The organism is Marinobacter sp. P4B1, assembly GCF_001447135.1.
Classification (GTDB): Bacteria; Pseudomonadota; Gammaproteobacteria; order Pseudomonadales; family Oleiphilaceae; genus Marinobacter; species Marinobacter vinifirmus.
This window is the reverse complement of the sequence record NZ_LLXM01000010.1, coordinates 56,606-71,190: the sequence shown is the minus strand read 5'-3', so window position 1 is coordinate 71,190 and position 14,585 is coordinate 56,606. Positions and strand designations below refer to the sequence as shown.

At 54.3% G+C, this 14,585-nt stretch carries 14 protein-coding genes and 1 tRNA gene; 10 read left to right on the top strand and 5 right to left on the bottom strand.

Going from position 1 to position 14,585, the window contains the following annotated elements; translation table 11 throughout:
• The first annotated feature begins 15 nt into the window (after positions 1-15).
• From AQ621_RS06480 to AQ621_RS06465, 4 genes are all read left to right on the top strand, one after another.
• A complete protein-coding gene (locus AQ621_RS06480) occupies positions 16-1,080 on the top strand; it encodes a hypothetical protein (RefSeq protein WP_058340753.1) in 1,065 nt (354 codons plus the stop codon).
• 34 nt (positions 1,081-1,114) lie between these two features.
• On the top strand, positions 1,115-2,206 hold the full coding sequence (locus AQ621_RS06475; protein ID WP_058340752.1) for a hypothetical protein: 1,092 nt from the start codon (positions 1,115-1,117) through the stop codon (positions 2,204-2,206).
• A gap of 117 nt (positions 2,207-2,323) precedes the next feature.
• Entirely contained in the window at positions 2,324-3,283 is a 960-nt protein-coding gene (locus tag AQ621_RS06470) for a DMT family transporter (protein WP_022989067.1), read from the top strand.
• 43 nt (positions 3,284-3,326) lie between these two features.
• Positions 3,327-3,403: transfer RNA gene (locus tag AQ621_RS06465), tRNA-Val, on the top strand.
• Positions 3,404-3,418: 15 nt separating this feature from the next.
• Here AQ621_RS06465 and AQ621_RS17640 read toward each other — a convergent pair.
• Positions 3,419-3,562 (bottom strand): hypothetical protein, encoded by a 144-nt coding sequence (locus tag AQ621_RS17640; protein ID WP_158499524.1) that lies wholly within the window; start codon positions 3,560-3,562, stop codon positions 3,419-3,421.
• A 489-nt stretch (positions 3,563-4,051) separates the two neighbouring features.
• Between AQ621_RS17640 and AQ621_RS06460 the strand changes: the two genes are divergently transcribed.
• The 3 genes from AQ621_RS06460 (at position 4,052) to AQ621_RS06450 (ending at position 6,447) form a co-directional block, all read left to right on the top strand.
• The gene (locus tag AQ621_RS06460) at positions 4,052-4,882 is read left to right on the top strand and encodes an AraC family transcriptional regulator (protein WP_058340751.1); all 831 of its coding nucleotides are present in this window, start codon (positions 4,052-4,054) and stop codon (positions 4,880-4,882) included.
• A gap of 82 nt (positions 4,883-4,964) precedes the next feature.
• Complete coding sequence (locus tag AQ621_RS06455; RefSeq protein WP_058340750.1) at positions 4,965-5,585, top strand: LysE family translocator; 621 nt, start codon at positions 4,965-4,967, stop codon at positions 5,583-5,585.
• Between the two features lie 64 nt (positions 5,586-5,649).
• Positions 5,650-6,447: a thioesterase family protein gene (locus AQ621_RS06450; protein ID WP_058340749.1), complete on the top strand. Its 798-nt coding sequence runs from the start codon at positions 5,650-5,652 to the stop codon at positions 6,445-6,447.
• Between the two features lie 207 nt (positions 6,448-6,654).
• On the opposite strand, the gene AQ621_RS06445 is transcribed toward AQ621_RS06450, so the two are convergent.
• From AQ621_RS06445 to AQ621_RS06435, 3 genes are read right to left on the bottom strand one after another with little or no spacing between them, the layout of a single operon-like run.
• Positions 6,655-9,777: an efflux RND transporter permease subunit gene (locus tag AQ621_RS06445; RefSeq protein ID WP_058340748.1), complete on the bottom strand. Its 3,123-nt coding sequence runs from the start codon at positions 9,775-9,777 to the stop codon at positions 6,655-6,657.
• Positions 9,774-11,069: an efflux RND transporter periplasmic adaptor subunit gene (locus AQ621_RS06440; protein ID WP_058340747.1), complete on the bottom strand. Its 1,296-nt coding sequence runs from the start codon at positions 11,067-11,069 to the stop codon at positions 9,774-9,776. Before AQ621_RS06440 ends, AQ621_RS06445 begins: the two co-directional genes overlap by 4 nt.
• 5 nt (positions 11,070-11,074) lie before the next feature.
• Complete coding sequence (locus tag AQ621_RS06435) at positions 11,075-12,394, bottom strand: TolC family protein (RefSeq protein WP_058340982.1); 1,320 nt, start codon at positions 12,392-12,394, stop codon at positions 11,075-11,077.
• 215 nt (positions 12,395-12,609) lie between these two features.
• Here AQ621_RS06435 and AQ621_RS06430 point away from each other — a divergent pair, with 215 nt between their 5' ends.
• From AQ621_RS06430 to AQ621_RS06420, 3 genes are all read left to right on the top strand, one after another.
• Positions 12,610-12,894, top strand: coding sequence for a hypothetical protein (locus AQ621_RS06430; protein ID WP_058340746.1), 285 nt, complete (start codon positions 12,610-12,612; stop codon positions 12,892-12,894).
• A 149-nt stretch (positions 12,895-13,043) separates the two neighbouring features.
• Positions 13,044-13,283 (top strand): hypothetical protein, encoded by a 240-nt coding sequence (locus AQ621_RS17635; protein ID WP_022990664.1) that lies wholly within the window; start codon positions 13,044-13,046, stop codon positions 13,281-13,283.
• 217 nt (positions 13,284-13,500) lie between these two features.
• A complete protein-coding gene (locus tag AQ621_RS06420; protein ID WP_227508254.1) occupies positions 13,501-14,010 on the top strand; it encodes an ATP-grasp domain-containing protein in 510 nt (169 codons plus the stop codon).
• A 60-nt stretch (positions 14,011-14,070) separates the two neighbouring features.
• Here AQ621_RS06420 and AQ621_RS06415 read toward each other — a convergent pair whose 3' ends face one another.
• Entirely contained in the window at positions 14,071-14,529 is a 459-nt protein-coding gene (locus tag AQ621_RS06415) for a hypothetical protein (RefSeq protein WP_058340745.1), read from the bottom strand.
• Positions 14,530-14,585 lie beyond the last annotated feature (56 nt).

Genomic DNA, 14,585 nt, shown 5'->3' with positions numbered 1-14,585 from the left:
AGAACAGGATCTGATATGCCAAACAAGGCATTGCTTGTCACGGTTGCGGTGATTTCCGGGGTGGCCGCAACCAGCTGGCTGCTTGCAACAGACAACACGGGCAGGTTTTCTGGCCACACCACAAAACTGGCCGGAGAACCCTCCCCTGTCCACCGCCAGGCTGATCCGGTGGCAGCCAGCCAACCGAACCAGCAGCAACCAGAGCCACCTTCAGACAACGCGCTGGGCTTCATGCTTGCCAGCGTAGCAGACGACTACCGCCAGACAATCCGTTACCCGGAATACTCGATTCCCCTTACTCCCGCGCAGGCCGAGGCCTACCAGGGTAACCGCTACCATCCCGTGGTCTTGCCGCTGGAGGGCGACGGAGAGTTTGTCGTTACCCTGGATAAATTCCGCTTTACCCGAGGCGACCCCATACTGGTGGCTGCCTCCCTTACCGGCCGGCAGGTTTTCGGCGACACCATGAGCGCAACGCTGGAAAGCATGCCAGACAGGGACAGGGAAGATTCGGCCGTACTGGAATCAGTAGAGCCCGGCTATTACGAAGGCACGGTGAGCTCTGATCACGACCCGGGCGAATACCGACTGATCGTGGAAGCCCGGGTAGACGGCTCTGCCGTGCGCCATGTTTCCACCCTCAACATCGAGCCGGACCTTGGCAACTTCGAGGGGCTCGACAGCCCTTATGTCACTGGAAATGACCTGATTATCCCCGTGAAGTTCGACCCCAAAAACAGCGGCCACTATTCGCTGTCTGCCCAACTTTACAGCGGCAATACCCCCCTGGCTCAGCTACAGCAGGAGACCGCACTGAGCAGCGGATCGGGCACTATCGAATTGCGGGCTCATGGCAGCGTACTGGCGGGCAAAGACCTTCAGGGCAGCCTGCAACTGCGCAACCTGCAGATACGCCAGCTGCCCGCCCGGCCCGGCGACCCGACCCACTATGCCTATGGCCCCGATGAGGGCTACGAATTTTCACCCCCGGACCTTGAAAAACTCCGTGACGAGCCGGCGGTGAATCCTGAATCAGAGCAACGTGCCCAGCTGCTTCAGCAACTGGCGGACAAGTTCTGATGTACAACAATAACTTCGAAAAACGGAGCTGATAATGACAATAAAAGAACGAAGCCTGAAACCTTCAAAACACACCCTCGCAGTCGCCCTCGCCGGCACCCTGTTCGCAGGAGCCGCGCAGGCACAACTGGCGGGCCATAACGTGATTCTGGTGCACGGGTTCATGATGGATGACCTGTCCAACCCGCCTGCCAGCTTCAGCGATGTGCAGCAAGCCGGTGCCGATAACTGGCGGGATTACTGGCTGAACCGGTCTGAGGCCCGCATCGACTGGCCCAGCAATGCCCGGGTAGAAGGACAGATTGCCCAGACGGCCTACCAGCAGGTTCGGCAAATCAGCCAACAAGGCCTGTGCAACAATTACTGCATCATGGTGACCCACTCAACCGGTGACCTGGTTACCCGACACCTGCTGGAAAACCAGTCCCGCTGGTTACAGGCCGACGGCCTTCAGCCCCTGAAAATACTGGCCGTGCTTGACCTGGCCGGCGCTGGCGGTGGCACCGAACTGGCAGACCTTGCCGTGAGCGTGGCCTACAACGACAGCTGGTATAACTGGCCGGTGAAGCAGGCCGTGAAAGCCTTTACAGGCATCGATCCGGAACCCGGAAACCTGGGCGTGGTAAACGACCTGCAAACCAACACTGCCCGCAACCTGGCCGTTAACCCGAACTCCATTCCGCGCCTGCGGTTTGTGGGTGGTGGTTCCTCCTATGGCGGTATCACCAAGCCGTACATTGAAGGCACAGACGACGGCGTGGTGCCTACCCACTCGGCCTGTGGCGCCACCAGTGCCAACGGCATAGACTCCTGTTCCGGCAACCTGAGCATGGCCGGCAAGGTTTCGAGCCAGAACGGCCCATCGGGGCTGTATTACAACCACTACCCGGTGCTGATGAGTGAAGGCGCCAACCACGGAGACGTAATCACCAACCAAACGGGTAACATGGCCGTTCCGGTGGTTAACAACACGGTGCTCAATGGCCTGCAGGTAGACTTCGCCAGCCGCACTTACAACAAACGCGCCTGGTGGCAGCTCTGGGGCTCCGGTGACCAGTATGTAGAAGTTCCCGGTTCCGACCAGACCAGCATGTCCAACCTGCTTTACACCACGCTGAACAACTAACGGACTGCACTGATGGCTCAAGGACGAGCCGCTACCCCTCGGTTTTCGCTGCTTTATTTTTTAGTACCCTAACGATAGATTGATCAACCTTTCCCATACAGCTGGCCTGGTTCGATCATGTCTGACGCCCACAAATCCGATCTGCTGCTTGTTGTCGTTACCCTGTTCGCAGCATTCGGCTGGATGTTCTCCAAAGAAGCGGTGCTGATGATGCCACCGTTAATGTTCATGGCAGCCCGGTTTCTGATCGCAGGCAGTGTGCTGGCCCTGATCGCCCTGCCGTCACTCCTGCGCCTGAGTGCAGACCAGCTTGGCCGCGCCGTTGGCGTGGGCGCCGTGTTCGGCATCGCGATGACTTGCTGGATTATGGGCCTGTTCCACGCCGAGAGCATGGGCGAAGGTGCCTTTCTGACCAGCCTGGGTGTGGTGATTGTGCCGGTACTGGCGCGACTGGTATTCGGCGAACCACAACCCATCAGCACCTGGCTGGCCATCCCCATCGCCGTCTCCGGCCTGGCATTGCTTTCTCTGGAAAACGGCTTCCGGCCAGACCCCGGGCAACTCTATTTCGTGGCCGCAGCGTTCATCTTCGCGCTGTATTTCACCCTGAATACCCGGGCCGCCAACCAGCGCACCGTGGTCAACAAGCGCGGCGAAACCATCCAGAAACAAAAGGTACCGGCATTACCGCTAACGGCCATGGCGTTGCTGACCGTGGGATTGGTTACCCTGGCTGAATCCGCCATCAGTGAGCCCTGGGCACCCACCCTGACCAACCCGCCCCCCATGCTTTATGTATGGGTACTGGCCAGCGCAGTCGTCGCCACTGCGGGGCGCTTTCTGCTGCAAACCTATGCCCAGAGCCTTTCGATACACAGCCACGGAGTGGTGATACTGGTACTGGAACCGGTGTGGGTAGCACTGTTCGCCACCGCCTGGTTTGGCGAAAGCATGACCGCCCTGCAAATGGCCGGTTGCGGCCTGATCTTCGCAGCACTGCTGGTGAACCGCTGGGGTGCCCTGAGCCGCGCTATTAAAGGCCTGCTGAAAGCCAAAAATCAGCCTCAAAGAGGTTGACCAACCCCCGCGAAATCCGTATATTTCGTCTCCGTTGCGAGACAGGACCATAGCTCAGTTGGTTAGAGCGCTACCTTGACATGGTAGAGGTCCGCGGTTCGAATCCGCGTGGTCCTACCAATCTTGCCAAGAAAGTCAGTTGCTTACGGCGATCGTGAGAACTGGCTTTTTTTGTTTCTCCGCATGATCTCCCACACAAAGACACACCATAAACGAGCAGGCATCCAGCAGTTCCCCTCTCAGAGCGGCGAAGGCATATCCGACTTCAATGATCTCCATGTTATGGATACTCTGAAGCCGAGAGCCCCGGGGGTTGTCATCGCTGTAGGAATAGCTTACACACACCCGCACAGGATCATAACTGGGAAAAGCCCTGTATTCTGATTATCAACGACGAACTAGAAATACGCCGTTTCCTGCGCACCAGCCCCGACCGAGCTTCAACATCGATTCGTCATGTCGCCACAACTTGGGCGAAACTTGAGACACCGGAGTGGCCGGTATGGTCGCAAAGCGAACGTTCAGAACGGGCGATCAAAGACTTTTCACAGTCCTCCGTTTGGGGCATAGCGGTTTCACGCTCGGTGGGGGTAAGTCCACAGCTTTTTTAGGAATGTCCGCAGTAACGGGGTTGAACCCGATCCAGCCGCTACCCAATACAGTTATTCAGTCCAATGCGCAATTTTGTCCAAGAAATGCATCTGTGCTCAGCCCTATACTACATCGTAACCTGTAGACGCTTCCTGATGCGTAGAACGGTGAGTTGTTATGAAGCAAGACAATCTATTCCAATATGCTAAAAGCCAACACCTTGATCAGGTAACTGCATTGCAAGCCGAGATGAGGGACTTTTCTTATGGGAAACATGCTCATGAGGAGTATTCGTTTGGCGTAACACTGGCTGGCCGTCAGGATTTCTTTGCCAGTGGTTCGTTTCATCGCAGCTACCCAGGAAATATCATCATCTTCAACCCAGGTGAGGTACATGATGGTCATTCAGGTGTGGATGATGCACTGCTGTACCGCATGCTCTATATACATCCTGACCAGTTGGAACCAATGCTTCGCAGTGCAGGTGTAAAGCAAAGCAGTGATTTCCGAATCAAGGATACCCTGTTGGATGATCCGTTGTTACGTCAGCATATTCTCAATATTGCCTTGTTGATTGAAACTCACGCCGAAAGTGAGCTTCAGCAAGAGTGCGAGCTTTATCAGTTGGCAGCACGTGTCGCGGAGCGTCATGAAAGCCTCGCCCTCGATAACAGCGGCCGAAAGACCGACAGCCTGCTGCTTCGAGCCCGAGATTTTATCCATGCGAATATCCAGACAGATTTATCTCTGGATGAAATAAGCCAACACGCAAGCCTCTCAAAATACCATTTCCTGCGCATGTTCCGGCAGCAATTTGGCATGACGCCACACCAATATGTTCTCAATTGCCGAATCAACCGTGCTCGTGAAGATCTGGAGTCAGGCGTCTCGCTTGATGACGTTGTATTTAACTACGGATTCAGCGACCTCAGTCACTTTAACCGCCGGTTCAAACCGATCTACGGCACCACGCCAAGAGAATATCAGCAACACTTTCTCAGCGGTTGATCTAAACCTCGTTACTAAAACAGCAACGATTGGGCAACGTCGTTAATCCCCAATTTCTTTTTCTAATTCCAGGGTATTCACTATGATTGAAATGCTAGCGTACGCGTTTGGCATTATGTACACACCCGGCCCGTCAAATCTTTTAAGCCTGAATGCCGGTCTCAATTCTCAGGTCGGTCCTACCTTACGCTTCAGTATGGGTGTTGGGTTCGCCATGCTGCTGCTATTCCTTGTCTTCGGATATACCGGATCTTGGTTGGTGAACCCAAACTACCAACTATTTATCAGCTGTGCCGGCAGTCTCTATATTGCCTACTTGGCGTACACGATCGCTCAAGCCAGCATCAACCCCTCTTTAGAGAACTCCACAGAACAGTCAAAAGCCCCAGCTAGCAATTTGAGTTTCAGAACCGGGCTAGTTATGCAATTGCTCAACCCTAAGTCCTACATTGCTATTTTGCCTATCGTGACCGTGCAGTTCCCAGCGGCGGAGATCGCTGGCAGCTCGATTTTGATCTGGTCATTACTGTTATCGATTCTAGCGTTCGGTGCGCCAAGCGCATACCTGCTGATCGGTGCACGTCTGGGAAAAAGGATTAGTCAGCCACACTATTTTCGTTTCCTGAATTTGAGTATGGCGTTGTTGCTGCTGTATGTGGCAGGCGATATTGCCTATAACGATGCATACTTGAAATGGGGATAGTTTTTTTTAAAAACTGACGAAATAATTCAATAGCTCAGCAAATAAAAACACTGAAGGAGCAACCATGAGCCCTTTCTCACTACCAGACGCCTTCTATCATCAGCAAGATGAGGGGCGCTTCCTGCCCACCGAGGCAACAATCGGCCCATGGTCATCACTCACCCAGCACGGCGGCCCTCCCATCGCCCTGATCTCCCGTGCTCTTCGTTCCTATCCTGCACCGCCCGAGTTAGAGATAGCCCGAATAACGGCTGAGATTCTAGGGCCTATTCCTGTCGAACCCTGCGAAATTACCGTCAGGACCCTACGGCCTGGCAAGCGAATTGAACTTCTTCAGGCTGAAATGAGGTGTAATGATCGAACTGTCCTTTTGGCCCATGCATGGCTGCTTGAGCGTCAAGCCAATTGTCTAGAACCAGTGCCAGATCCCTTCACTCCCCCCGATCTACCAGAGGAGCAACCCCAGCGCTACTTCAGCGGCATGGGGCCCTTTCCCTACGCCCAAGCTATTGAGTGGCGCTTCACCGAAGGCTGCTTTTCTAGGCAAGGGCCGGCCACGGTGTGGGCCCGCCCAAGAATCCCCTTGGTTAAAGATGCAACCCCGCATAGCCTCGATGCGCTGCTATTGATGCTGGACTCGGCCAACGGTATCAGCGCCGAACTGGATATCAACAGCTGGAGCTTCGTGCCTGTCGATCTCACTCTGAATATGCACCGACTCCCTGAAGGTCCTTGGGTCGGGATGGATGCTCGGACACAAATCGATTCCGGAGGGGTCGGCGCAGTCACCACCTCAGTTTTTGATACTCAAGGCGCTCTAGGACGAAGCCTCCACACGCTCTTTGTTCGCCCTCTCCGTTAGTCAGCAGCAATTCATTTAATATATTTAGCTTAAGACCTAAACGAGAGTTGGACTGAAATGCGACCGTTGGTCGCAAAGCGAACGTTCAGGCAAATAGATTTTGGAATATGCGCAGTAGACGGGTAGGCACTCTGCGAATGATCGTGATAACCGGTAAAGACGTGATAGCAAGGTGCCAGGCCGAATCTTGGCACCTTGCTATCGGCGTTACTCACCAAGAGTTCGCTGTTTCCAGAGATAAAAGAGCACAGGAATCACCAGCAGCGCCAGAATGACAGCGGAAATCATACCGCCCACCATAGGTGCCGCAATCCGGCCCATCACCTCCGACCCTGTACCGGTGCCAATCATAATGGGCACAAGCCCCCCGATAATGGCGGCCGCCGTCATCATGATTGGCCGAACCCGCATACCGGCACCGTGTAGTACGGCATGGCGGAGGGTTTCTCGCCTTGGCGTCAGCCCTTTGTCATCACACGTTTCCAGCATTGCGTTATAAGCCTGATTCAAATACACCAGCATGATCACCCCAATCTCTACCGCAACGCCGGCCAGCGCAATGAAACCGACACCGACGGCTACCGAAAAATTATAACCAAGCAGATACATCAGCCAGATAGCACCGATCATCGCAAACGGTAGCGTGCCCATAATAATCCCCACTTCGGCAAAACGGCGGAAGTTAAGAAACAGCAGGATGACGATGATGGCCAGCGTTAACGGCACCACATAGGTCAGTTTTTCCTTCGCACGGAGCATGTACTCATACTGCCCAGACCAGTTGATTGAATAACCGGGAGGTAGATCCAGCTCTTCACTCACGGTAACCATGGCCTGTTCAACATAGGTGCCTACGTCGACACCCTCAATATCCACAAAGGTCCAGCCGTTCAGGCGGGCATTCTCACTCTTAATGGCCGGCGGGCCATCCTCCACGCCGATCTCCGCCACATCTGCCAGGGCAATGCGCTGGCCGGATGCGGTCACGATGGGCAGTTGCTCCAGCTTCTCGGGCGAATCCCGGTAGTCTTCCGGATAACGAAGATTAATGGGATACCGCTCAAGTCCCTCGATGGTTCTGGAAACGTTGATTCCACCAATAGCGGAGGCCACTACCTGCTGAACATCAGCGATATTCAGCCCATAACGAGCGGCACGCTCACGATCAATATCCACCTTGATGTAGCGGCCCCCAGCGACTCGCTCAGAGTAAACGGAGGCTGTACCGGGGATGTCGACCATGACTTCCTCAAGGCGTTTACCGATGTTCTGGATGACGGTAAGGTCCGGACCGGCAATCTTGATGCCCACCGGCGTTTTAATACCCGTTGCCAGCATATCGATGCGCGTGATGATCGGCATAACCCAGGCATTGGTTACCCCCGGGAACCGAATCAGAGTATTGAGCTCCTGCTTCAGCTTTTCGGTGGTCATGCCTTCCCGCCATTGATCCCTCGGCTTGAGCTGGATGAAGGTCTCGATCATCGTCAATGGAGCCGGATCGGTAGCGGTATCCGCCCGCCCCACTTTGCCGAACACGGTTTCGACTTCGGGTACGGTGGCAATCAGCTTGTCCGTTTGCTGCAACAGTTCCCGAGCCTTACCAATGGAGATGCCCGGGTAGGTGGTGGGCATGTACATCAGGTCGCCTTCATCCAGTGGCGGGATGAATTCACTGCCGATTTTGGTGGCTGGCCAAAGGCCCACAGCCAATGCCAGCAACGCAACAATAACCGTCGTTTTCGGGAAGCGTAACACCAGCTTCAGCACCGGCATATAAACGCCAACCAGCAGGCGGTTCACGGGGTTCTTGTGCTCCGGCAGCACCTTGCCGCGAATGAAATAGCCCATCAGCACCGGCACCAGCGTCACCGCCAGGGCCGCACTCGCCGCCATGGCGTAGGTTTTGGTGAACGCCAGGGGAGAAAACATCCGCCCTTCCTGCGCCTCCAGGGCAAACACCGGCACAAAACTGACGGTAATGATCAGGAGCGAGAAAAACAGCGCGGGCCCGACCTCAGAGGCTGACCGTGCAACGACTTCCCATCGGTTCTCAGACGTTAACGGGGTTCGCTCCATGTGTTTGTGCATGTTCTCGATCATTACAATAGCACCATCAATCATGGCGCCGATAGCGATGGCAATCCCCCCGAGTGACATGATGTTGGCATTGATGCCTTGCCAGTGCATGACGATAAAGGCCGCCAGAATACCCACGGGAAGGCTAAGAATCGCCACCAGCGACGAGCGCACGTGGAACAGGAAGACGATGCACACCAGGCCCACCACCAGAAACTCTTCAAGCAGCTTGAAGCCGAGATTATTGACCGCCCGCTCAATCAGACCAGAGCGATCGTAAACCGTCACCACCTCGACGCCTTCAGGCAAACTGGATTTCAGGTCTTCCAGTTTCGCCTTCACGCCATTAATGGTTGCCTGAGCGTTCTCACCAAAGCGCATCACCACAACACCGCCGACGGTTTCACCTTCCCCATTCAGTTCGGCAACCCCACGCCGCATCTGCGGGCCAACTTCAGCGGTGGCCACATCTTTCAGCAATATGGGGGTACCGTTGTCATCGAGTCCTAATGGAATCGACAGAAGATCCTCACGGGACTTTATATAGCCAGACGTGCGCACCATGTATTCCGCCTCGGCCATCTCGATGACGGAGGCGCCCACTTCCTGGTTGCCTCTCTTAATGGCGTTCTGGATGTGAGCCAGAGGAATTCCCAGCGCCCTGAGTTTTTCCGGGCTGACCTTGACCTGGTACTGCTTCACCATACCGCCTAGCGCAGCCACCTCAGAGACACCCGGCACCGTTTGCAGTTCGTACTTCAGGAACCAGTCCTGCAGGCTGCGCAACTGGCTTAGGTCCTGGTTCCCAGTGCGGTCTACCAGCGCATACAGGTAAACCCAGCCAACTCCGGTAGCGTCTGGCCCGAGCTGAGGCCTTGCAGAGTCTGGAAGGCTGGGCGCAACCTGGGACAGGTATTCCAGTACCCGGGAGCGGGCCCAGTACATGTCGGTGTCTTCATCGAAGATCACGTAAACATAGGAGTCACCGAAGAACGAGTATCCCCTGACCGTTTTCGCGCCCGGTACCGAGAGCATGGCTGTCGTCATCGGGTAGGTGACTTGGTCTTCCACCACCTGCGGCGCCTGGCCCGGGAAACTGGTTTTGATAATGACCTGCACATCGGACAGATCCGGCAGAGCATCCACCGGCGTTTGTTTCAGCGAATAAAGGCCGAGCCCTGTGATAAGCAACGTCGCCAGCAACACCAGGAAGCGGTTACGAATAGACCAGTGAATAATAGCGGCAATCATGACTCGCCCCCGCCATGGCTCATGGTGCTGTGATCCATCCCTTCATGATCCATCCCCTGCTCATCCATATCCTGAGGCGATGACATCCGTTGGAAGTCCGAGGTTTTGCTGGATTCCGAATCGATCAGGAACTGGGCGGATGTGACCACCGTGTCGCCTGGCGAGAGGCCATTGAGTATTTCCGCATACTTGTCGCCGACGCGCCCAACGGTCACGTTAACCGACTTGAAGGCGCCCTCTTCCATCGCCAGAACCAGTCGGTCGCTCTGTCCGGTGCGGATGACCGACTCCCGTGGCACCAGAAACTGCCGCTGTCCCCGTTCGCCCTGAACATCCAGGCGAGCGAACATGCCTGGCATCAGGACACCATCATCGTTATCAAAGCGCATCCGCACTTGCGCCGTCCGGGTTTTCGGGTTCACTTCGGGGTAGACGTAATCCACGTTTCCGCGCCACTCGCGACCGGGCATGTAATCCAGCGTCATCTGCACCCGGTTACCAGCCTCTACGGCGGAAAGCTGGCTTTCAAACACTTCGCCGATCACCCAGACCTCATCCAGCGCGGCAATCGATAGAACCCGGTTTCCGGGCTTGATGAACATACCCTCACGAACATTCAGATTCTCGATCACCCCGGAACCCGGAGCGTAAACCGTCATGGTTCTCTGGACTTCGCGCTTCTGGCGCAGTTGGCTGATCAGACTAGCCGGTACGTTCAGCGCCAACAATCGCTCGGTAGCAGCATCAACCAGTCTCTGATTGCCACGGTTCATCGCGAGAAGCAGTTCTTCCTGCGCATTCACAAGGGTGGGCGAGTACAGCGTGTACAAAGGCTTGCCTTGCTCAACAGGCTCGCCCTCGGCTTTGACATAAAGCGCTTCGATCCAGCCTTCAACACGAGGGTGCACGTGGGCCATCTCGTCTTCGTTGTACTGCACGTAGCCTACGGTAGTAATGTTGTTAGGCAGGCGCCCCTGAATCACCGGCTCCGTTCGAACCCCAAGGTTGTTGACGACCGTTGGTGAAATTCGGACCGTGCCGGCTGGATCCTCAGCTGACCCACCCTCCTCGTATACCGGGATCAGATCCATCCCCATCGGGGATTTTCCGGGTTTGTCACTTTTGAAATTGGGGTCCATCGGGGCTACCCAATACAGCGGCTCCTTTGGGCCAGAAGCGGCCATTTCAGCTGCAGGCGTCGAAGTCGCGTCAGTGTCAAGCCAGTACGTGGCCCCTGCACCGGCGAGGCCGCCGAGCAATACAAAGCCCAAAGGGCGAGCAAAATTAGCCATGATGGTCAGTCCTGGTAACGATTCAGTGAAAAGGAAGGTATGTCGGAAGTGTCGGACGTCAGATAACGGAAACTCGCCAGATTCTTGGCCCGCTCGGCCATCATCTGTATCAATTCAACCTGGGTATTAAGCTCTGCAATTCGCGCTCGTACCGCTTCGGCGAAGTCGCCGTCATCGTTGTTGTAAGCAGTCAATGCTGCGCTTGCCTGCGCCTCCATTTGCGGCAGCAGGGTCTGTTCATAGAGCTCTATGCGGTCATCCAGTCGTTCGATCCGGGCCACGGCCGCACGGGCTTTGGCCTGAAGTCCCCGGATCTGCAAAATACGTTCTGTTTTTGCCGCCTCCAGTCGCGCCACTGATGCATTCAGTTTTCGATCCTGCCGGTTGCCTGTAAAGATCGGGAGATCAAAGCCAATGCCTACAGAGAACAGGTCGGCCCTGTCCTGACCGTTTGGTGCCCGCTCCCTGTATCCATATTGTGCAGATACTGACCATTCCGGCTTGTAGGCCTGGCGAGCCAGGTCAACGTCAACACTCTGGGCATCAATCAACTGATCAGTCGCGCGGATTGACGGATGACGGATCAGTGCGTCTGCGGATGTTTCAGCCCAGCCTAGAGGAAACACTCTCAGCAACTCGTTGGGTACATTTTTACTGACAGCCAGCTTGGCTTGGTCCGGGCCTATCCACTCTGCCAGCGCCTCGCGGTTCGATGCCTGTTGCAAATGCAGCACCGTCAGCCGGTCCTCAAGTCGCGTCAGTTCCAGCGAGGCACGGATTACATCCTGCTGCCTGGAACCTATGCTTGCTGAGGTATACCCGGCCTCGGCGACATCCTCTAACTGCTGAAACAGAGCACGATTATCTTCAATCAGTTCGATGCTTTGCTGGGTTCGCCAGACCTCAAGCCAGAGATGCGCTACCGATTCCATGACCTGCACCCGGCGGTTCTCGCGCCGAAAAGGCTGAACGCCTGCCATTTCCTGCTTTTTTTCACTGGCCAGCTGACGGCTATCACCTCGCGGAATTCGCTGGGTAAATCCAATGGTGGCCTGAGTCATTGCCTCCTGTCCGGTATCGAAAGTATCCGTGGGCAAGTTCGCGGCACCAAGCGTCATCCGGGGGTCCGGGAGTGCCCCATCGGCAACAGCTTCTTCCAACAGAGCATCTTGCATCTGCACACTCTGACGCAGCCACGGATCGTTCTCGATGGCCGCATCAATCGCGCCGGTTAACTCAAGTCTGGTTGCCGTCCAAGCGGGCAAACTGGTCAAAACCAGAGCACCGAGAAAGGCCGGCTTTATAAGGTGAGGAAGAATGGACAACGTTATATCTCCATTGAAATGTTTCTGACTCGCAATCTTATAGCGCTTATCTGAAACCAAACTGAATTGCAGAATGAAAATGCACAATTTGATTTATATCAAGATACTGTTATTCCTGAAAAAAATTACTTTATTTTAAATTTTCTTATTTCTTTCAGGATCAATTCAGAAACCGATGCTTTAATTAAATCACCAACCAACTAGGAGGTGTAAGAATGAAAAGTTTACTTATATTTGCAGCAGCAGTTACTGTTTCAACGTCCGTACTCGCCGGCAACATGTCAGACAATAAGGACATGAGGGCCATGCACAGCCAAATGATGGACAAATCATCCATTGAAGAAATACTTAAGAATGAAGAGATGCAGCGCTTGCACAGAGACATGACACGTAATGCGATGTCCGAAGGGGGCTTTGAGGCTCGCGTGCAAATGATGACGGAAGAAGGCCGGGCTTATCACAACGCTCTGAAACAAAGGCAAAAAAATACCGCAGGGTAATTCCTGCGGCAAAGTCAACTCGTGGAGACGCAAGCGTCGGCTGGCTCGGGCTTCGAGCAGTCGACGTCCTGATCACGCTCAAGTAAATCACAGATAACTGAAACTGAACTGAATTTCTTGAACGGTTTAAGGTAATTAAGGAGAGCATCATGAAAAAAATCATTATCGCTGCCGCAGCTGCCACTTTATTTTCTACAATGGCCACTGCCAATTCAGGATTGGCCGATCGAATTAATGAAGCGCGCACTTACCCGAACAAAACAGCCGACGCAAAAACCAGAATGATGACCTGCATGAAAGAAATGCAATCTCAAAAATCAATGAACGGGTCCAATGTCAATAAGCAGCAAAAAATATCAGTCAGAAACACACACCACAATCATACTTAAATAAATCCAGCGTGTTAGAGAATAACCAGTAGTCGACTGTCTCTTAGAACGACAGTCGACTATTTATTAAATATTGAAAATACAGAAAGTAATATACTTCACTTCCACGATGCCTCTTCATTTGGCTCTCAGAGTCAACCACCCAAGAAACATCCATTTGACAATCAGGCCCGTTATCGGTGGCAAGAAAACCCATTGTGCAAGAGGAATTACCCCTGTGCCTGCCTACCTCGACGGCGCGGCGGTCGTCACGCCCAATCCACGCGCCCATGCGCTGATGGCCGACAAACGGAACCTGATCCTGCTATCTGATGCCCAAACCCTGCGCGACTGGGGCCTGAGTGAAACCGAGGCAGGATTTCTGGATAGAGCTGTACCGAAGACCCGGCTGGTTTCAGCAAGTGATGAGGCGGAGTTGTGGAGCAACCGGCGTAAACTGTTTTTCAAACCGGTAGCGGGCCATGGCAGCAAGGGCGTCTATCGGGGCGAAAAACTAACCCGCCGCGTTTTCGAAGAGATCCTGAAGGGTGATTACATCGCGCAGAACTTCGTTCCCGCCGGAGAACGCACCCTGAGAGTGGATGGCACGGTCACCACCAGAAAGGTCGATATCCGTTTGTACACCTATGCCGGGCAACATCTGCTTGCCGCTGCCCGTGTGTACCAGGGCCAGGCCACCAACTTTCGAACGCCGGGAGGTGGCTTTGCGCCCGTCTTTGAGGTGTGAAGGTGAGCCTCAATTGGAAACATTCAAAGGGATTAAGCCGTCAGCAAAAGTGCTCGGATCTCATAGATCCTGCATTCGGCCAACCTGACGAGCCAGTCTCATCGACTCATTTTCCTCCATCGCCAAAAGAGATTCGAACAGCTCTTTTGCTTCTGGAATTTCGGCTTTTCCAATCAGCGTTTTGTAGAGATCAATAATCTGATCATGAAAGTCGAACACTTCCCGGCAGATACCATCAAAATCAAGCTTCGCGTAAGGCTCGTCGCAGGTTCGATGAGTTTTGATCGGATTATGGGACAGGTAGTCGTACACCCGAGTTTCCAGTGCCTTCTTATCCCATTGGTGCTCAAACTCGTTCACGATCCGCTCTATTTCCGATTCATGAGCTGCCAGATAATCCAAAAGCGCACGGGCCCGTTCTTCCTCGTGCTTTGTTGCGCAATGGGACAGACAGCTCGCCAGATGTGAGTGCAGATCGCGCGTCCAGTCGATCAGTTGTCCAAAAGTCTTTATATCCATATCTTTTTTCCTTTTTTCCTTTTTTCTTCTCCATAATATGACTGACATCAAATAGG